The sequence below is a fragment of the Streptomyces sp. NBC_00335 genome (assembly GCF_036127095.1).
GTDB lineage: Bacteria > Actinomycetota > Actinomycetes > Streptomycetales > Streptomycetaceae > Streptomyces.
Genome location: NZ_CP108006.1, coordinates 6,455,313 through 6,471,954 on the forward strand (window position 1 = coordinate 6,455,313; position 16,642 = coordinate 6,471,954).

Annotated in this window: 18 protein-coding genes; 14 read left to right on the forward strand and 4 right to left on the reverse strand. The window is 72.5% G+C overall.

Annotated elements, in window-relative coordinates; genetic code table 11:
- Positions 1 to 7 precede the first annotated feature (7 nt).
- Both OHA37_RS29305 and OHA37_RS29310 read left to right on the forward strand, forming a co-directional pair.
- Positions 8 to 772 (forward strand): SDR family oxidoreductase, encoded by a 765-nt coding sequence (locus OHA37_RS29305; protein WP_266909554.1) that lies wholly within the window; start codon positions 8 to 10, stop codon positions 770 to 772.
- Position 773: 1 nt separating this feature from the next.
- A complete protein-coding gene (locus OHA37_RS29310) occupies positions 774 to 1,682 on the forward strand; it encodes an SDR family oxidoreductase (protein WP_266909555.1) in 909 nt (302 codons plus the stop codon).
- A gap of 153 nt (positions 1,683 to 1,835) precedes the next feature.
- On the opposite strand, the gene OHA37_RS29315 is transcribed toward OHA37_RS29310, so the two are convergent.
- A complete protein-coding gene (locus tag OHA37_RS29315; protein ID WP_266909556.1) occupies positions 1,836 to 2,513 on the reverse strand; it encodes a hypothetical protein in 678 nt (225 codons plus the stop codon).
- Between the two features lie 257 nt (positions 2,514 to 2,770).
- Between OHA37_RS29315 and OHA37_RS29320 the strand changes: the two genes are divergently transcribed.
- Genes OHA37_RS29320 through OHA37_RS29345 form a run of 6 tightly spaced genes read left to right on the forward strand, consistent with a single transcriptional unit; the run spans position 2,771 to position 8,010 of the window.
- Entirely contained in the window at positions 2,771 to 3,553 is a 783-nt protein-coding gene (locus OHA37_RS29320; RefSeq protein ID WP_266909557.1) for a 2-keto-4-pentenoate hydratase, read from the forward strand.
- Positions 3,554 to 3,568: 15 nt separating this feature from the next.
- Positions 3,569 to 4,471, forward strand: a complete 903-nt coding sequence (locus tag OHA37_RS29325; protein WP_266909558.1) for an acetaldehyde dehydrogenase (acetylating) — start codon at positions 3,569 to 3,571, stop codon at positions 4,469 to 4,471.
- The gene (gene dmpG / locus OHA37_RS29330; RefSeq protein WP_266909559.1) at positions 4,468 to 5,505 is read left to right on the forward strand and encodes a 4-hydroxy-2-oxovalerate aldolase; all 1,038 of its coding nucleotides are present in this window, start codon (positions 4,468 to 4,470) and stop codon (positions 5,503 to 5,505) included. Before OHA37_RS29325 ends, dmpG begins: the two co-directional genes overlap by 4 nt.
- A gap of 51 nt (positions 5,506 to 5,556) precedes the next feature.
- Positions 5,557 to 6,696, forward strand: coding sequence for a Rieske 2Fe-2S domain-containing protein (locus OHA37_RS29335; protein WP_266909560.1), 1,140 nt, complete (start codon positions 5,557 to 5,559; stop codon positions 6,694 to 6,696).
- The gene (locus OHA37_RS29340) at positions 6,696 to 6,926 is read left to right on the forward strand and encodes a hypothetical protein (RefSeq protein WP_266909561.1); all 231 of its coding nucleotides are present in this window, start codon (positions 6,696 to 6,698) and stop codon (positions 6,924 to 6,926) included. The genes OHA37_RS29335 and OHA37_RS29340 overlap by 1 nt, the downstream gene beginning before the upstream one ends.
- The gene (locus OHA37_RS29345) at positions 6,919 to 8,010 is read left to right on the forward strand and encodes a ferredoxin--NADP reductase (protein WP_266909562.1); all 1,092 of its coding nucleotides are present in this window, start codon (positions 6,919 to 6,921) and stop codon (positions 8,008 to 8,010) included. The genes OHA37_RS29340 and OHA37_RS29345 overlap by 8 nt, the downstream gene beginning before the upstream one ends.
- Positions 8,011 to 8,153: 143 nt before the next feature.
- Here the strand turns inward: OHA37_RS29345 and OHA37_RS29350 are convergent, their stop codons facing one another.
- Positions 8,154 to 9,047 (reverse strand): IclR family transcriptional regulator, encoded by an 894-nt coding sequence (locus tag OHA37_RS29350; RefSeq protein WP_266909563.1) that lies wholly within the window; start codon positions 9,045 to 9,047, stop codon positions 8,154 to 8,156.
- 244 nt (positions 9,048 to 9,291) lie between these two features.
- Here OHA37_RS29350 and hsaA point away from each other — a divergent pair, with 244 nt between their 5' ends.
- The 5 genes from hsaA to OHA37_RS29375 all read left to right on the forward strand — a co-directional run bounded on the left by hsaA (position 9,292) and on the right by OHA37_RS29375 (position 14,530).
- Entirely contained in the window at positions 9,292 to 10,461 is a 1,170-nt protein-coding gene (gene hsaA / locus OHA37_RS29355; RefSeq protein WP_266909564.1) for a 3-hydroxy-9,10-secoandrosta-1,3,5(10)-triene-9,17-dione monooxygenase oxygenase subunit, read from the forward strand.
- Positions 10,458 to 11,327, forward strand: coding sequence for a 4,5:9,10-diseco-3-hydroxy-5,9,17-trioxoandrosta-1(10),2-diene-4-oate hydrolase (hsaD, locus tag OHA37_RS29360; RefSeq protein ID WP_266909565.1), 870 nt, complete (start codon positions 10,458 to 10,460; stop codon positions 11,325 to 11,327). The genes hsaA and hsaD overlap by 4 nt, the downstream gene beginning before the upstream one ends.
- Before the next feature lie 76 nt (positions 11,328 to 11,403).
- Positions 11,404 to 12,309 (forward strand): VOC family protein, encoded by a 906-nt coding sequence (locus OHA37_RS29365; RefSeq protein WP_266909566.1) that lies wholly within the window; start codon positions 11,404 to 11,406, stop codon positions 12,307 to 12,309.
- Entirely contained in the window at positions 12,297 to 12,806 is a 510-nt protein-coding gene (locus OHA37_RS29370; protein WP_266909567.1) for a flavin reductase family protein, read from the forward strand. The genes OHA37_RS29365 and OHA37_RS29370 overlap by 13 nt, the downstream gene beginning before the upstream one ends.
- A complete protein-coding gene (locus OHA37_RS29375) occupies positions 12,803 to 14,530 on the forward strand; it encodes an FAD-dependent oxidoreductase (protein ID WP_266909568.1) in 1,728 nt (575 codons plus the stop codon). Before OHA37_RS29370 ends, OHA37_RS29375 begins: the two co-directional genes overlap by 4 nt.
- Here OHA37_RS29375 and OHA37_RS29380 read toward each other — a convergent pair.
- On the reverse strand, positions 14,527 to 15,171 hold the full coding sequence (locus OHA37_RS29380) for an HAD family acid phosphatase (protein ID WP_266909569.1): 645 nt from the start codon (positions 15,169 to 15,171) through the stop codon (positions 14,527 to 14,529). The genes OHA37_RS29375 and OHA37_RS29380 overlap by 4 nt on opposite strands.
- A 258-nt stretch (positions 15,172 to 15,429) precedes the next feature.
- On the opposite strand from OHA37_RS29380, the gene OHA37_RS29385 reads away from it, so the two are divergent.
- On the forward strand, positions 15,430 to 15,642 hold the full coding sequence (locus tag OHA37_RS29385) for a hypothetical protein (RefSeq protein WP_266909570.1): 213 nt from the start codon (positions 15,430 to 15,432) through the stop codon (positions 15,640 to 15,642).
- 4 nt (positions 15,643 to 15,646) lie between these two features.
- Here OHA37_RS29385 and OHA37_RS29390 read toward each other — a convergent pair whose 3' ends face one another.
- On the reverse strand, positions 15,647 to 16,540 hold the full coding sequence (locus OHA37_RS29390; RefSeq protein WP_266909571.1) for a hypothetical protein: 894 nt from the start codon (positions 16,538 to 16,540) through the stop codon (positions 15,647 to 15,649).
- Positions 16,541 to 16,642: the final 102 nt, after the last annotated feature.

Genomic DNA, 16,642 nt, shown 5'->3' on the forward strand with positions numbered 1-16,642 from the left:
GCAGCCGATGGAGCTCAACGGGAGGGTTGTCGTCGTCACCGGCGGAACCCGGGGCGTCGGCGCCGGGATCGCGCGGTCGTTCCTCGCGGCGGGGGCCGAAGTCGTCGTCTGCGCGCGCCGGCCACCGGAGGAACCGGTCGCGGTCGAGGGCCGTACGGCGTCGTTCACCGCCGTCGACCTGCGCAATCCGGCCGCCGTGCAGGACTTCTTCGGCGCGGTCGCCAGGCGCCACGGGCGGCTCGACTGCCTGGTCAACAACGCCGGCGGAACCCCGTACCGGCTGCTGGGGGAGGGCGAGGCGGAGCGCCACGCACGGGTCGTCGAGCTCAACCTCATCGCCCCGATGACCGCCTCGGTCGCCGCGTACCCCTGGCTCCGGGAGACCCGGGGCTCGATCGTCATGATCGGCAGCGTCAGCGGGACCCGGCCCTCGCCGGGCACCGCGGCCTACGGGGCGGCGAAGGCGGGCCTGGAGAACCTGGCCCGCTCCATGGCCGTGGAGTGGGCCCCCGAGGTACGGGTCAACTCGCTGGTCCTGGGCATGGTGCGGACCGAGCTCTCGCACCTGCACTACGGCGACGAGAGCGGGATCGCGGCGGTCGGCGCGACCGTACCGCTGGGGCGGCTGGCGGAGCCCTCGGACGTGGGCGAGGCGGCCGTCTTCCTGGCCTCCGACCGGGCCGGGTACGTGAGCGGGGCGAGCCTGCTCGTCCACGGGGGCGGCGAGCGGCCGGCGTTTTTGGATGCGGCAACTGCGAACAAGGAGAGCTGACATGGGACTTGCCGAAGGCCGTGTGGTCATCGTGACGGGCGCCGGGCGGGGGCTGGGCCGGGCCCACGCGCTGGCCTTCGCCGAGGAAGGGGCGCGGGTCGTGGTCAACGACCTCGGCGTCGGCCTGGACGGGCTGCCCGGGCCGGAGAGCCCGGCGGCTCAGGTCGTCGCCGAGATCCGGGCCATGGGCGGGGAGGCGGTGGCGCACGGCGGCGACATCGCGACGGCACAAGGCGCGGCCTCACTGGTCGAGACGGCCGTCTCGACTTTCGGGCGGCTGGACACCCTCGTCAACAACGCGGGGTTCCTGCGCGACCGGATGCTCGTTAACCTCGACGAGGACGACTGGGACGCCGTGATGCGGGTCCACCTGAAGGGGCACTTCCTGCCGCTGAAGCACGCGGCGGCGTACTGGCGGGCCGAGGCGAAGGAGGGCCGGCAGGTCGCCGCGCGGGTCGTCAACACCTCCTCCGGGGCGGGGCTGCTCGGGTCCGTGGGCCAGGGCAACTACAGCGCGGCCAAGGCCGGGATCCTCGGGCTGACCCTGGTGTCGGCGGCGGAGATGGGCCGCTACGGGGTCCAGGTCAACGCGATCGCCCCCGCGGCGCGGACCCGGATGACCGAGCAGACCTTCGCGGACACCATGGCCGCCCCGGAAGCCGGGGCCTTCGACGCGATGGCCGCGGAGAACGTGTCCCCGCTGGTGGTGTGGCTCGGCTCCGACGCCTCCGCCGGGGTCACGGGCCGCGTCTTCGAGGCGGAGGGCGGCCGCATCACGGTCATGGAGGGCTGGCGGCCGGGGCCCACGGCCGACTGCGGAGCGCGGTGGACTCCGTCGGAGGCGGGCGAGGCGACGACGAAGCTCCTGGCGGAGTCGGAGCGGCCGCAGCCGGTGTACGGGGCGCGCTGAGACCGGGGCTGCCGAGGCCGGGGAGGGCGCTGGCTGCGGGCCCCGGCCCGCCGATCGGGCCTGTGGACCCCGGGTGGGAATCGCGGTCCGGCCCGCTCCGCGCCGACCGAGGCTGCGGGGCGGGTCGGCGCGGAGCAGGGCGGGGCCGCTGCGTCAGCGGGTGGCGGGCTTCGGCGACGGCGTCGGCGTCGGTGTGGGGGTCGGCTTCGGGGCGGGGGCGGCCGGTTCCACTACGAAGTCGTACTCGTGGATCGTCCCCGCGTGACCGCAGACGCCGTCCGCGCCGGCGTACCGGGCGAACTCGAAGGCGAAGCCGTCGCCGGCCTTCGACCGGCGGTCGGCCATGACGCGCATGCGGACGTCGGAGCGGGCGCCGGGCTTCAGGACCCCGGAGACGGTGGCGAAGTCGGACACGCGCGTGGGCGTCGGCCGCCACTTCTTCGCCGCCCGGTCGTACCACTGGACGGTGAGCCCGAGGCGCGCGGAGGGGACGCCGGCTCCCCACGCCGAGACGTCGACGTTCGCCCCGACGGCCTTCAGCGGGCTCGTGGAGACGTTCACCGTGCGGAACGTGAAGGTGGACCAGGTTCCCGCGACGAGCCGGGTGGGGAAGCCCAGCAGCTCGGTGGTGATCCGGTCGGCTTGGGTCCAGGACGTGCAGGACGCGAACGGGTCGGAGGCCGCGGGCGCCGGCACGGGCGCCGTCACGGCCGTCCGAGCGGCAACGGTGGCAGCAGCGACGGCAGCGTTGGCGGGTGTCGCGGTCAGGAGTACGGCAGGCGCCACGACGGTCGTCGCGGCCAGGGTCGCCAGGGTGCGGCGAAGGTTCATCGGTCTCTCTCTGCTGGTGGTGGCCACGGTGCCGATCCGGACGCTCCGGCGGCACCGGCGGCTCGCGCGCGGTGCGGTGGTGCGTGCGCGAGCCGTAGGCAAGACCCCGGAAGAGCCTGCGGGGTTGCCCGCGCCCCACGGATTTCCGTCCGGACGGGCCTTTCCCGGTGGCCGGGAAAACGCCCTCCCGGCGCCGGACGCGGGCCGTCTAGCCTCGCCGCACCGAACCCGCCTCCACCGCACGCAAGGACCCGCACATGCTCTCGGACCGCCACCGGCTTCAGGTCGCGCAGCAGCTGCGATCCGCCGAGCACGGGCGGACGCCCGTCGCACCGCTCGGCGCCCGCTTCCCCGGCATCGACACCGAGGACGCCTACGAGATCCAGCTCCTCAACATCCGCCACCGCCTCGCGGCCGGCGACCGCGTCACCGGGCACAAGGTCGGACTGTCGTCCCCCGTCATGCAGGCCATGATGGGCGTCGACGAACCCGACTACGGGCACCTGCTGCACTCCATGGAGCTGTACGAGGACACCCCGGTCCCCGCCGCCGCGTACTGCGCGCCGCGCGTCGAGGTCGAGGTCGGCTTCGTGCTCGGCGAGGACCTCCCCGGCGAGGGCTGCACCGTCGCCGACGTGCTGGCCGCCACCGAGCGGGTCGTCCCGGCCCTGGAGCTCATCGACAGCCGGATCGCCGACTGGCGGATCACCATCGCCGACACCATCGCCGACAACGCCTCCTCCGCCGGATACGTCATCGGTGAGGGACGCGACCCCCGCGCGCTGGACCTCAAGGCCGTCGACGCCACCTTGACCAGCGGATCCGACACCCTGGCGAGCGGCCGCAGCGACGCCGTGCTCGGCGATCCGGCCGCCTCCGTCGCCTGGCTGGCCCGCACCGTCGCCCGCTTCGGGGTCCAGCTCCGCAAGGGCCACCTGATCCTGCCCGGGTCCTGCACCCGCGCCGTGGACGTGGCCGCCGGGCGGACGTACACCGCCGACTTCACCGGGCTCGGCCCGGTGTCCCTCTCCTTCATCTGATCCATCTGAGGTGCCATGACGAACACGCCGAAAGCGACCGCCGCCATCGTCGGCTCCGGGAACATCGGGACCGACCTGCTCTACAAGCTCCTGCGCTCCCCGCACATAGAACCCCGCTGGATGATCGGCGTGGACCCCGACAGCGAGGGCCTGGCCCGCGCCCGCCGCGCCGGACTCGAAGCCTCCCACGCGGGCGTGGACTGGCTGCTGGCCCAGGACGAACTGCCGGACCTGGTCTTCGAGGCCACCTCCGCCTACGTGCACCGCTCCAACGCCCCGCGCTACGCCGAACTCGGCATCAAGGCCGTCGACCTGACCCCCGCCGCCGTCGGTCCCGCGGTCGTCCCGCCCGCGAACCTGACCGCCCACCTCGACCGGGCCAACGTCAACATGATCACCTGCGGTGGCCAGGCCACCATCCCCATGGTGTACGCCGTCTCCCGCGTGGTCCCCGTCGCCTACGCGGAGATCGTCGCCTCGGTGGCCTCCGTCTCGGCCGGCCCGGGCACCCGCGCCAACATCGACGAGTTCACCCGTACCACCTCCCGGGGCATCGAGGAGATCGGCGGCGCCGCCCGCGGCAAGGCCATCATCATCCTCAACCCCGCCGATCCACCGGTCATCATGCGCGACACCGTCTTCTGCGCGATCCCCGCCGACGCCGACCGCGAGGCCATCGCGGCCTCCGTCAAACAGGTCGCCGCGGACGTGGCCTCGTACGTACCCGGCTACCGGCTGCGCACCGAGCCGCAGTTCGACGACCCCTCCCCGCTCAACGGCGGCATGGCCCGGGTCGCGATCTTCCTGGAGGTGGAGGGCGCCGGGGACTACCTGCCGCCCTACGCCGGAAACCTCGACATCATGACCGCCGCCGCCACCAAGGTCGGCGAGGAGTTCGCGAAGGGACTGCAGGCATGACGGACCGCCCGAGCTACTCCGACACCCTCGACATCCGGATCACCGACTCCTCCCTGCGCGACGGCTCGCACGCCAAGCGCCACCAGTTCACGGGCGAGGACGTACGGTCGATCGTCTCCGCCCTCGACGGCGCGGGCGTCCCCGTCATCGAGGTCACGCACGGCGACGGACTCGGCGGGTCCTCCTTCAACTACGGCTTCTCCAAGACCCCCGAGCAGGAGCTCATCAAGATCGCCGCCGAGACGGCGCGCCAGGCGAAGATCGCCTTCCTGATGCTTCCGGGCCTCGGCGTGAAGGACGACATCCGCGCCGCCCACGCCAACGGCGGACAGATCTGCCGGATCGCCACCCACTGCACCGAGGCCGACATCTCCGTCCAGCACTTCGGGCTCGCCCGTGAGATGGGCCTGGAGACCGTCGGCTTCCTGATGATGGCCCACTCCACCACCCCCGAGAACCTGGCCCGCCAGGCCCGGATCATGGCCGACGCCGGCTGCCAGTGCGTGTACGTGGTCGACTCGGCCGGCGCCATGGTCATGGACGAGGTCACCGCCCGGGTCGCGGCGCTCGTCGCCGAGCTCGGCCCCGACGCCCAGGTCGGCTTCCACGGTCACGAGAACCTCGGCCTGGGCGTGGGCAATTCGGTCGCCGCCGTCCGCGCCGGCGCGCTGCAGATCGACGGCTCCACTCGGCGCCTCGGCGCGGGAGCCGGGAACACGCCCGTCGAGGCCTTCGCCGCCGTCTGCCGCAAGATGGGCATCCGCACCGGCATCGACGTCCTGAAGATCATCGACGCGGCCGAGGACGTGGTCCGCCCCGTCATGGACGACGAGTGCACCCTCGACCGCATGGCCCTGCTCATGGGCCACGCCGGCGTCTACTCCAGCTTCCTCAAGCACGCCTACCGGCAGGCCGAGCGCTACGGGGTCTCCGGCGCGCAGATCCTCCTGCGCGCGGGCGAACGCCGCCTCGTCGGCGGCCAGGAGGACCAGCTCATCGACATCGCGCTCGAACTCGCCGCCGAAGCCCGCTAGTCACCCCCCATCCCCGCGCAGCACACCCACAACGAAGTGGAGGGCCACCCCGTGACCGCAATCGAAGAAGAGCCCCGCGTCATCGAAGCCGCCGCCGTGCCCGCGAGGTTCGCCCGCGGCTGGCACTGCCTGGGACTCGCGGCCTCCTTCAAGGACGGAACCCCGCACGAGATCCAGGCCTTCGGGACCAAGCTCGTCGTCTTCCAGGGGGCCGACTCCGGCGAGCTGAGCGTCCTGAACGCCTACTGCCCCCACATGGGCGGCAACCTCGCCCACGGCACCGTCAAGGGCGACACCGTCGCCTGCCCCTTCCACGACTGGCGCTGGTCCGGGGACGGCCGCTGCGCCGCCATCCCCTACGCCCGCCGCGTCCCGCCCCGCGCCAGGACCCGCGCCTGGACCACCCTGGAGCAGAACGGCCAGCTCTACGTCTGGCACGACCCGGAGGGCAACCCGCCGCCGCCCGAGGTCACGATCCCCGTCATCGAGGGCTTCGGCGACCCGGAGTGGAGCGACTGGAGCTGGAACTTCCTGCGAGTCGAGAACTCCAACTGCCGGGAGATCGTCGACAACGTCGTCGACATGGCGCACTTCTACTACGTGCACTACGCCTTCCCGCACTACTTCAAGAACGTCTTCGACGGCCACGTCGCCACCCAGTACATGGAGTCCACCCCGCGCGGAGACGTGGACCTCGGCACCCTCTCCACCGGCGGCGGCCTGCGCTCGGACGCCTCGTACTACGGCCCCTCCTACATGATCGACAAGCTGTGGAGCGACATCGGCGGCGGCGTCGAACTCGAATCGGTCCTCATCAACTGCCATTACCCGATCGACGAGAACAGCTTCATGCTCATGTACGGCACCATCGTCAAGAAGCTCCCCGGCATGAGCGACGAGCAGGCCGCCGAAGCCGCCCGCCTCACCTCCGAGGGCCTCGCCGTCGGCTTCGAGCAGGACGTCGAGATCTGGAAGAACAAGACCCGCATCGACAACCCCCTCCTCACCGAGGAGGACGGCCCCGTCTACCAGCTCCGCCGCTGGTACGAGCAGTTCTACGTGGACGCCGCCGACGTCAAGGACGAGATGGTCCACCGCTTCGAGTTCGAGATCGACACCGCCCGCGCCACCGCCGCCTGGAAGGCCGAGGTCGCCGAGAACCTCGCCCGCCGCGCGGCCGGGACCCCGTGATGACCCCCGTGGTGTGCGGGGAGTGCGGCACGCAGGTGCTGTGCGAGAAGTTCAGCCCCGCCCACACCCAGGTCCAGTGGACCGACGAGGCCGCCGCGGTCTGCCCGCGCATCGCCGCCGCAGCCGGTGCGGGCCGCCCCAGCGGCCGCGTCCGCTCCTGCGAGGTCCTGCGCGCGGGCATCGAGGCCGCCGTCCTGGCGGGCCGCCTGGAGGTGCCGGCCGATGTCTGACACCGATGGTCGTACGAAGGACCGCGCCGCGGGAGTGCCCGGCCCGGCCCCGGCCGTCGCCCGGGGCGGAGCCACCAGCAGGCTGCTGGTCCGCGTCACGGACCGGATCCAGGAGACCCCCGAGGCGGTCTCCCTCGTACTCGACGCGGAACTCCCGTACCGCCCCGGACAGTTCCTCACCGTCCGGGTGCCCTCGTCGAGTGGGGCGGGCGGCGAGGCACGCTGCTACTCGCTGGCCGGCTCCCCGTACGCCGGGGACCCGCTGCGCATCACCGTGAAAAGGGTCCCCGGCGGCCTCGGATCCGGCTGGCTGTGCCAGGACGTGGGCATCGGCGACGCGCTGGAGATCCTGCCCCCCGCCGGCACCTTCACCCCGCCCGACCTGGACCGGGACCTGCTGCTCGTGGCGGGCGGCAGCGGGATCACCCCGGTGCTGTCGATCGCGAAGTCGGCGCTCGTGGCCGGCCGGGGCCACGTCGCGCTGGTGTACGCCAACCGCGACCCCGGCTCGGTGATCTTCCGCGACGAGCTGTGGGGGCTCGCCGAGGAGCACCCCGGGCGGCTCACCGTCGTGCACTGGCTGGAGACCCTCCAAGGACTGCCGACCGCCCCGCAGCTGGGCCCGCTCCTGGCCCCGTACGCGAGCCGCGAGGCCTACCTGTGCGGGCCCGCTCCGCTGATGGACGCGGCGGAGACGGCGCTGCGGGCCTCGGGCGGCCGGGGCCGGACGATCCACCGGGAGCGGTACTTCTCCCTGAGCGGGGACGTCTTCGCCCCGGCGGGCGCGCAGGACACCGCCTCCACGGGCGGCGCCACCGCCGAGGTGGAGTTCGAGGGGGCCGTGCACACCGTGGAGTGGCCCGCCGGGACCCCGCTGCTCGACGTCCTGCTCGCCGCAGGCGTCCGCGCCCCGTACTCCTGCCGCGAAGGCGCCTGCAGTGCCTGCTGCTGCCGGGTGCTGGAGGGCGAGGTCAAGATGGTCCGCAACGAGGTCCTGGCCCCCGAGGACCTGGCCGAAGGCTACGTCCTGGCCTGCCAGGCCCTGCCGCTCGGCGACCGCGTCCGCATCAGCTACGACGGCTGAACGGCTCCGCTGAACGGCTCCGCCGAACGGCACCGCCGCTGGACGATTCCGCCGACGGCCCCGACGAACGATTACGGGCCCGGCCCCCTGGCGAGGGGTCGGGCCCGTAATCGTTCACTCGTGCGTTGGGGTACCACTACCCACTACATCCACTCGCTGAACCGCAGCCACCCCATCATGTTGTCCATCGCCTGCGCCGAGACCGCCGGCTCCAGGTCCCGCGCCGGCGCCGCCGCGGCCCGCCCCGGCCGGCCCGGCCCGTACAGCTCCCGCCACACCGACCGCGCGCAGGCCAGTACCGCCGGCGCGAGACGGGCCGTCTCCCGGTCGCCCCGGCAGGAGGACACCGACACCGCGGCCACGGCCCGCCCGGCGCCCCGCAGCGGCGCGGCCACGCAGGAAATGCCCCGGAAGCTCTCCTCCCGGTCGTACGCCACCCCGCGCTCGCGGACCGCCGCCAGCTCCGAACGCAGCGCGAGCGGCCGGATCAGGGTGCGCGCGGTGCGCGGGCGCAGCCCCTGCGCGAGGACGTGTTCCACCGCGGCGGGCTCGCTGAACGCGAGGATCGCCTTGCCGGCGGCCGTGCAGTACGCGGGCATCCGGCCGCCGACCCGCGAGGGCACCGTGGTGGCCTCCGAACCGCCGATCCGCTCCAGACACACCACCTCGGCCCCGTCGAGCACCGACAGGTGCACCACCCGGCCCGTCTGCTCGTGCAGCGCGTGCAGCAGCGGCAGCGCGGCCCGGCGCAGCCGGTTGTGGTGGGAGGCGAGCGCGCCCAGCTCCAGCATGCGCATGCCCATGCGGTAGTCCCGGCCCTCACGGTCCAGCCAGCGCAACTGCACCAGCTGGTCGAGGATCCGGTGGGCGGAAGAACGTGGGATTCCGGAGCGGCGCACGACCTCGGTGAGCGACAGCCGCGGCTGTGGACCCTCGAAGGCGCCCAGCACCTTCGCGGCCTTCTCCAGCAGCGAAAGCGGTGCGAGCTCGGTCTCCGCGACCTGCTCCATGACCTGCTCCATGACCTGGTCGAGCACGAGAAAACCCCCTGCGTGAGGCGTTGGGGCGACCCTGCCACGCGCCCCCGGCCGGAGGGAAGCACCCGGAGAGGTCTATTTCATTCAGTAATACTTCAAGTAGTCGTTTCAGTGAGTTCGGAGAAGTTCCGAGGAGCTTCCCGCTCAGCGGGAACAGCTCGTTCCGCGCCCGGCACGGCCCGGCGTACGTTCCTCGCCATCGATCCCGAACACCCGAAGATCCTTGATCTGAGAAGGGGACACCATGAGTGACGAAGAGGTCCTCGCAGCGGTCCGCGCCCTCGCCCCCGCCCTCCGCGAGCGCAGCGCAGAGGCCGAAACCCTGCGCAAGGTCCCCGAGGCGAGCATCAAGGAACTCGCCGCCACCGGCTTCTTCCGGCTGCTCCAGCCGAAGGCCCACGGCGGGTACGCCGCCGACCCCGCCCTCTTCTACGCCGCCGTCAAGGACATAGCCAAGGCCTGCGGCTCCACCGGCTGGGTCGCCTCCGTCGTCGGCGTCCACCCCTGGCACGTCGCCCTCTACGACCCCCGCGCCCAGGAAGAGGTCTGGGGCCAGGACCGCGACACGCGGATCTGCTCCTCCTACGCCCCCACCGGCAAGGTCACCCCCGTCGACGGAGGCTTCACCCTCACCGGCCGCTGGCACTTCTCCTCCGGCTGCGACCACGCCGACTGGGCCCTGCTCGGCGGACTCGTCACCGACGCCGAAGGCCGCCCCGTCGACATGCGGACCTTCCTGATCCCGCGCTCCCAGTACCGCATCGACGAGGTCTGGGACACCGTCGGCCTGCGCGGCTCCGGCTCCAACGACATCGTCGTGGAGGAGGTGTTCGTCCCCGAACACCGCGCGCTGAGCTTCGGCCCCGTCACCGCCCTCCAGGTACCCGGCCACCGCCTCAACCCCGAGCCGCTCTACCGGCTCCCCTACGCCTCCGTCTTCACCACCACCATCTCCACCCCCATCGTCGGCATCGCCGAAGGCGCCTACGAGGACTACGTCACCGCGACCCGCGAACGCTTCCGCATCTCCTACGGCCAGCAGGTCGCCGAAGACCCCTTCGCACAGGTCCGCATCGCCCGCGCCGCCAGCGACATCGACGCCTCCTGGCTCCAGCTCCAGCGCAACGTCTCCGAGCTCTACGCCCTCGCCGAACGCGGCGAGGAACTCCCCACGCCGCTGCGCACCCGGGCCCGCCGCGACCAGGTCCTCGCCACCGAGCGCTGCGTCGCCGCCGTCGACCTCCTCATGGAGAACGCGGGCGGCAGCGCCATGCGCACCGGCCCCAACCCCGTCCAGCGCGCCTGGCGCGACGTCCACACCGGCCGCGGCCACGCCGCCAACGACCCGGAGCGGGCCCTGGTCCTGTTCGGGCAGGGCGCACTCGGCCTCGACATCCAGGACACCATGCTGTGAGCGCGCAGGGATTCACGTACGAGAACACCTCCCGCACCGCCAAGGCCGGCGGGATGACCCTGCACTACCACGTGGCGGGACCCGTCCAGGAGGCTGACGCCCCCGTCGTGATCATGCTGCACGGCGGCGGGCCCGGAGCCTCCGGCTGGTCCAACTTCGGCGGCAACCTGCCGCACTTCGCCGAGCACTTCCGCACCCTGCTCGTCGACCAGCCCTGCTACGGCCGCTCCGACAAGCCGGAACCCGACCGCGACTACTTCGGTTTCAGCGCGAACGCCGTCCTCGCCCTCATGGATGAACTCGGCATCGAGCGGGCGCACCTCATCGGCAACTCCCTCGGCGGAGGCACCGCCACCCGCCTCGTCCTGGACCACCCCGAACGCGTCGGCAAGCTCCTGCTCATGGGCCCCGGCGGGATCTCGCTCAACCTGTTCTCGGCCGACCCCACCGAAGGCATCAAGCGGCTCTTCGAGTTCAGCCTCGCCCCCGAGCCCACCCGCGAGCAGATGCGCACCTTCCTCACCACCCTCGCCCACGACCCGGCGATCGTCACCGACGCCCTCGTCGAGGAGCGCTACGCCCAGGCGATCGACCCCGAAGCCAGGCTCGGCAACGCCCGCATGGGCGCCTCCTTCGCGAAATGGCCCGAGGCCGCGATGCTCTGGCGCGAAGCCCACCGCATCAGCCGCCCCGTCCTGCTGACCTGGGGCCGCGAGGACCGCGTCAACCCGGTCGACGGCGCCTTCCTCGCGCTGAAGACCATCCCCGACGCCCGCCTGCACGTCTTCCCGCACTGCGGGCACTGGGCGCAGACCGAGGCCGCCGACGAGTTCAACCGCCTCGCCACGGACTTCTTCCTCCACTGATCCCAGCGCTGCTTCCCGCACCGATCCCCGTAGCGATTCCCGCACCGATCCCCGCATCCCACCGAGGAGTTCCCGCATGGACATCCGCGCACTCGGCTACCTCCGCATCGAGACCGCAGACCTCGCCGCCTGGCGCACCTACGTCCTCGACATCCTCGGCATGGCCGAAGCCGAAGGCACCACGGACACCCGCCTGAACGTCCGCATCGACGACCGCACGCACCGCTTCCAGTTCGTCGCCGGCGCCCAGGACCGGCTGCTCGCCGCCGGATTCGAAGTGGCGAACGCCCGCGCCCTCGAAGACGCCGCCGCCGAACTGGAGGCCGCCGGCCACCCCGTCAAGCAGGGCGACGCCGAGACCCTCGCCGACCGCCGCGTCCAGGGCCTCGTCCACTGCGAGGACCCCAGCGGCAACCCCCTGGAGATCTACTGGGGCCAGGCCCAGGACCACACCCCGCTCGCAGCCCGGTACGGCAACCGTTTCGTCACCGGTGGCCGCGAGGGCGGCCTCGGCCTCGGCCACGTCGTCCTGCCCGCCGCCGACACCGAGGCCACCCTGGACTTCTACGAGAACCTCCTCGGCTTCCAGCTGCGCGACTCGATGCGGCTGCCCCCGGTCGCCGTCCCCACCGGCAAGCCCGGCCGGGACTTCTACTGGATGCACTTCCTCAGCCCCAACCGCCGCCACCACAGCCTCGGGCTCTACCCCGGCGCGCTGCCGCCCGGCATCGTCCACTTCATGGTCGAGCTGGAGACCCTCGACGACGTCGGCTACTGCCTCGACCGCATGAACAAGGCGGGCATCCCCATCGCCTCCACCCTCGGCCGGCACTCCAACGACCACATGGTCTCCTTCTACGCCCAGGCCCCCGGCGGCTTCCAGGTCGAGTGCGGCTGGGACGGCCTGCTCGTCGACCCCGCCACCTGGACCGCGAAGGAGATCACCGCGGACAGCTTCTGGGGCCACCAGTGGAACGGCTGACCCCCGCGGACCCCGCCGCCGTCGACCCCGCCGCCTTCCGCGAGGTCCTCGGCGCCTTCGCCTCCGGCATCACCGTCGTCGCGGCCGTCGCGGACGACGGCCGCCCGGCCGGGCTGGCCTGCCAGTCCTTCGCCTCCCTCTCCCTCGACCCGCCGCTGGTCCTGCTCTGCGTGGGCAAGGGCTCCTCCAGCTGGCCCAAGGTGCGGGCCGCCGGCCGCTTCGGCGTCAGCATCCTCGCGGAGGAGCAGCGCGCCGTGTGCGAGGCGCTGGGCCGCCGCGGCGAGGACAAGTTCGCCGGCGTCGACTGGGAACTCTCCGTCCACGGAGCCGTCCGCGTCAGCGGCGCCCTCGCCACCGTCGACTGCGCCCTCGAAGAGGTCCACGAGGCGGGCGACCACTACCTCGTCACCGCCCGGGTCCTCGAACTCGGCGCCCGCGACGGCGGATCACCCCTCCTCTACTACCGCAGCGACTACGCCACGGGAGCCTTCGGATGACCACCGAGCACACCGCCGAACATCTCACCGAGCACCCCATCGAGCACGCCATCGAGTACGCCTACGACGTGGTGGTCGTCGGCTCCGGCGCCGCCGGATTCGCCGCCGCCGTCACCGCACGCCTGCGGGGCCTGAGCGTCCTCGTCGTGGAGAAGACCGATGTGTACGGGGGTTCCACCGCGCTGTCCGGCGGCGCGATCTGGGTCCCCGGCAACTTCCACCTCGACCGCGCCGGCCTCGCCGACACCCGCGAGAAGGCCCGCGCCTACCTCGACGCCACCGTCGGCGACCGGGTCCCGGCCGCCCGCAAGGACGCGTACCTCACCCACGGGCCGCGCATGGTCAGGGAGTTCCACGACCGCACCGAGATCCGCTTCATGTACACCCCCGGCTACTCGGACTACTTCCCCGAGGCGCAGGGCGGCATGGCGCAGGGCCGCTCCATCGAACCGTGCATCGTCGACTTCAAGCGGCTCGGCGTACTCGGCGCCTCCATGCGCCGGGCCGGACTGCCCACGTACGGGCTGACCATGACCTCGTACGACTTCCGCTTCCTGAACATGGTCAGCCGGACCTGGGCGGGCAAGAAGACCTCCGTCAAGGTGGGCCTGCGCGCGGTCAAGGCGCTGGCCACCGGCCGCAAGCTGCTCTCCCTCGGCGAGGCGCTCATCGCCCGGATGCGGCTCTCCCTGGACGCGCTCGGCGGCGAACTGTGGCTGTCGGCGCCCCTGACCGGCCTGGTCACGGACCCGGCCGGCCGGGTGACGGGCGTACGGGTCCTGCGCGCCGGGCGCGAGGTGACCGTAGCGGCGCGGGGCGGGGTGGTGCTGGCCTCGGGCGGGTTCTCGCACGACCAGGCACTGCGCGAGAAGCACCTGCCCGCGCCCACCTCCACGGTCTGGACGCACGCCTCGGAGGGCCAGACCGGCGACGCCCTGAAGCTCGGTGAGGAACTGGGGGCCGCCACCGATCTGCTGGACAAGGTCTGGGGCGCGCCGTCGGTGTGCCCGCCGGGGGAGAAGCCCTTCTTCCTCGTCGCCGACCGGGGCATCCCCGGCATGGTCATCGTCAACGAAGCGGGGGAGCGCTACGCCAACGAGGCCCTGCCGTACCACGCGTTCGTGGACCGGATGTACGCCGCCGACCGGCCCGACGCCAGGACGGTGCCGTCCTGGCTGATCCTGGACGCCCGCTCCAAGGCCCGGTACATCTTCGCCGGACTCTTCCCCGGCCAGCCCTTCCCCAAGAAGTGGCTGGAGAGCGGCTTCCTGAAGAAGGCCGACACCGTGGAGGAACTGGCCCGGCAGATCGCCGCCCCCGGCCTGCCCGCCGCGATCAGCCGCTTCAACTCCTTCGCGGAGGCGGGCACCGACAAGGACTTCGGGCGGGGCGAGAGCGTCTACGACCGCTACTACGGCGACCCGACGCTGCCCAACCCGAACCTGGCGCCGATCGAGAAGGGCCCCTTCTACGCGGTCCCCGTCCATCCCGGGGACATCGGCACCAAGGGCGGCCTCGTCACCGACACCGACGGCCGGGTGCTCCGCGAGGACTCCACGCCGATCCCGGGGCTCTACGCCTCCGGCAACTGCTCGGCGGCGGTGATGGGGGAGACCTACCCGGGGCCGGGCGCGACGATCGGCCCCGCCATGGCCTTCGGCTGGGCCGCCGTCAACGCGATCGCCGCCGGGCCGGAGCAGGGCGCCTCGGCCGTCTCGGACTAGGAGAGCTTGCCGCCGTAGTCCGGCAGCTTGACGGTGCGCTCGGCGTGGCCGCCGACCAGGTCGCTCTGGTTGTTGCCGATGTTGGCGATGATCGTGTAGCCGCGCGCCTCGATCTCGGCCCGCTTGGCCGTCTTGTAGGCGCTGACCTCGCCGAACAGGGCGGGCAGATCGCGGACGTACAGGCCCGAGACCGGGTAGCCGACCGCCTTGAGGTTGCGCTCGGTGAGGGAGTAGACGATCCCCGGGCGGGCGGTGACGAAGAAGATGGCGACCCCGCGGTCGCTCGCGTACCGGGTCAGGTCGCGGACCTGGGCGATCGCGGGGGTCGGGGAGGTCCAGAACCAGTGGAAGTCCGTCTCCAGCGAGGAGTTGTCGATGTCGAGGACGATCGCCGGCTTCTCGCCGGCCGGCGAGGCGGCGATGCGCTGCTCGATCCCGGGGCGGGCCGCGTCGATGACGGTGGACACGTCGCGCTGCCAGCCGGCGTAGTCGATCCCGAGGAACACGGCGTTGCCGCCGGGGGCGGAGGCGGTGACGGCGGAGGGGGCCGCCTGGGCCGAGGTGGCGGGAACCAGGGCCAGTACGGCGGCTGCGGCAATGGCCACCGCGGCGGCCGTGGTACGGGTGCGGGTGCTGCGCATGGGGGACGCTCCTCGATCACGTATTGGCATGTACGTGATCAGGTTGGGGATCATCCGCCGTCATGTCTACTGGCCGGTAAGTAACTTTTCATGGCCGCGCGGTGAACCTCCGTCACGCATCGCCCGCGACGCGTCCCGCATCGCGCCGGGTGTCGCGGTCCGGCATCGTGCGGCACGGCCCGCAGCGGGCCCGGAGGGGTGTGCGCGTCGCCGGCGGAGGGAGGTGTTCCGACCTTGCGTGCCGGGCAGAGCGCCCGTATGAGCGAAGGCGTCATTGCCCTGATCGTCGTGTTCGGGACCATCGTCATCTGGAGCGTGATCTACGTCGTGGCCCACCGCTCGACCTATAACGGTCAGAGTTACGGGACGGTCAGCCGCAGGAGCAACAGTGACAGCGGGGGTGGTGACGCGGGCTGCGGCGGGGGAGCGGGCTGTGGCGGCGACTCCGGGGGCTGTGGCGGCGGCGACTGACCGCTCAGGTGTCGCAGTCCAGCACCGTGCGGCACAGTCCGCAGCGCGCCCGGAGGGGGCCTCGGCCCGCGGGCAGTCGCAGTCGCTGTCCGCACACCGGGCACGGGAAGCTCACGCGCAGCCGGCCCGCGTGCTCCTCGAAGCCGTACGGGGCCCCGGGCGGGGCGGCCCCGCTCCGGCGGGCCGCCGCGTACCGCAGCCGCTCCGCCCGGCGCGCGGCCGCGAGGGGGGCCCGGCGCAGGTCCCGGTCTGCCTGGGCGCGGCCGCGCACGTACGCCTCGTAGGCCTGCGGACTGGTGAACCACGCGGAGAGGTCCTCGCCGCCGAGGAAGCGGCCGCGTCTGGCGAGCACGTAGCCGAACTCCTCCGGGGTGAGGTAGCCGAGCTTCTGGTGGGTGAGCTCGTCCTCCCGGTAGGCGTCGAGCAGCAGCCAGCCGGGGCCCAGGTAGGCGGCGGCGGTGTCGGTGAGGATCTCGTTGTCGACGGTCGCGGGGAAGCGCAGGTCCAGGCGGTGCAGCAGCACGTGCGCGACCTCGTGGGCGAGGGCGGCGGCCAGATCGCGGCGGTGGACGCGGAAGCGGTCGTTGACCTCGACGAAGTACTCGGGCCCGGCGGTCAGTTCGACGGTCGCCGCTTCCTCCATCGGCCGGAAGCCCACGATCAGGCGCGCGTCGGGCAGCCGCAGCGCGCGGACCATCGCGGAAGCCACCCGGTGGGCGCCGAGGTGCAGGTCCTCGGAGGCGGGGAAGGCCGCGTCGGCAGGGTCGAAGGCGGTGTCGTAGGCGCGGATCCCGTCGGCGGACAGCCGCCGGAACAGCGCGGTGACGGCCGCGCGGACGGTCTCCAGATGAGGAAATCCGTGCTCGATCGGGCTGCTGCGCCGCCCGTTGTGCGTCATGGGGCCCCTCCGGCCGGAAGTTGTCCGAAAACGCGTTCTTGAAGCCCTCCGTGCGGGTGGTGTGTCATGTCCCCGTCACCCGGACGGTCCAACCCGCCCGGC

Bases quoted from the DNA above. Each gene is read 5' to 3' on its own strand.
- OHA37_RS29305 (WP_266909554.1), top strand. From the start codon at position 8: ATGGAGCTCAACGGGAGGGTTGTCGTCGTCACCGGCGGAACCCGGGGC.
- hsaA (WP_266909564.1), top strand. From the start codon at position 9,292: ATGAGTGACGAAGAGGTCCTCGCAGCGGTCCGCGCCCTCGCCCCCGCC.
- OHA37_RS29380 (WP_266909569.1), bottom strand. From the start codon at position 15,171: ATGCGCAGCACCCGCACCCGTACCACGGCCGCCGCGGTGGCCATTGCC.
- dmpG (WP_266909559.1), top strand. From the start codon at position 4,468: ATGACGGACCGCCCGAGCTACTCCGACACCCTCGACATCCGGATCACC.
- OHA37_RS29385 (WP_266909570.1), top strand. From the start codon at position 15,430: ATGAGCGAAGGCGTCATTGCCCTGATCGTCGTGTTCGGGACCATCGTC.
- OHA37_RS29325 (WP_266909558.1), top strand. From the start codon at position 3,569: ATGACGAACACGCCGAAAGCGACCGCCGCCATCGTCGGCTCCGGGAAC.
- OHA37_RS29345 (WP_266909562.1), top strand. From the start codon at position 6,919: ATGTCTGACACCGATGGTCGTACGAAGGACCGCGCCGCGGGAGTGCCC.
- OHA37_RS29340 (WP_266909561.1), top strand. From the start codon at position 6,696: ATGACCCCCGTGGTGTGCGGGGAGTGCGGCACGCAGGTGCTGTGCGAG.
- OHA37_RS29365 (WP_266909566.1), top strand. From the start codon at position 11,404: ATGGACATCCGCGCACTCGGCTACCTCCGCATCGAGACCGCAGACCTC.
- OHA37_RS29375 (WP_266909568.1), top strand. From the start codon at position 12,803: ATGACCACCGAGCACACCGCCGAACATCTCACCGAGCACCCCATCGAG.
- OHA37_RS29320 (WP_266909557.1), top strand. From the start codon at position 2,771: ATGCTCTCGGACCGCCACCGGCTTCAGGTCGCGCAGCAGCTGCGATCC.
- OHA37_RS29310 (WP_266909555.1), top strand. From the start codon at position 774: ATGGGACTTGCCGAAGGCCGTGTGGTCATCGTGACGGGCGCCGGGCGG.
- OHA37_RS29315 (WP_266909556.1), bottom strand. From the start codon at position 2,513: ATGAACCTTCGCCGCACCCTGGCGACCCTGGCCGCGACGACCGTCGTG.
- OHA37_RS29390 (WP_266909571.1), bottom strand. From the start codon at position 16,540: ATGACGCACAACGGGCGGCGCAGCAGCCCGATCGAGCACGGATTTCCT.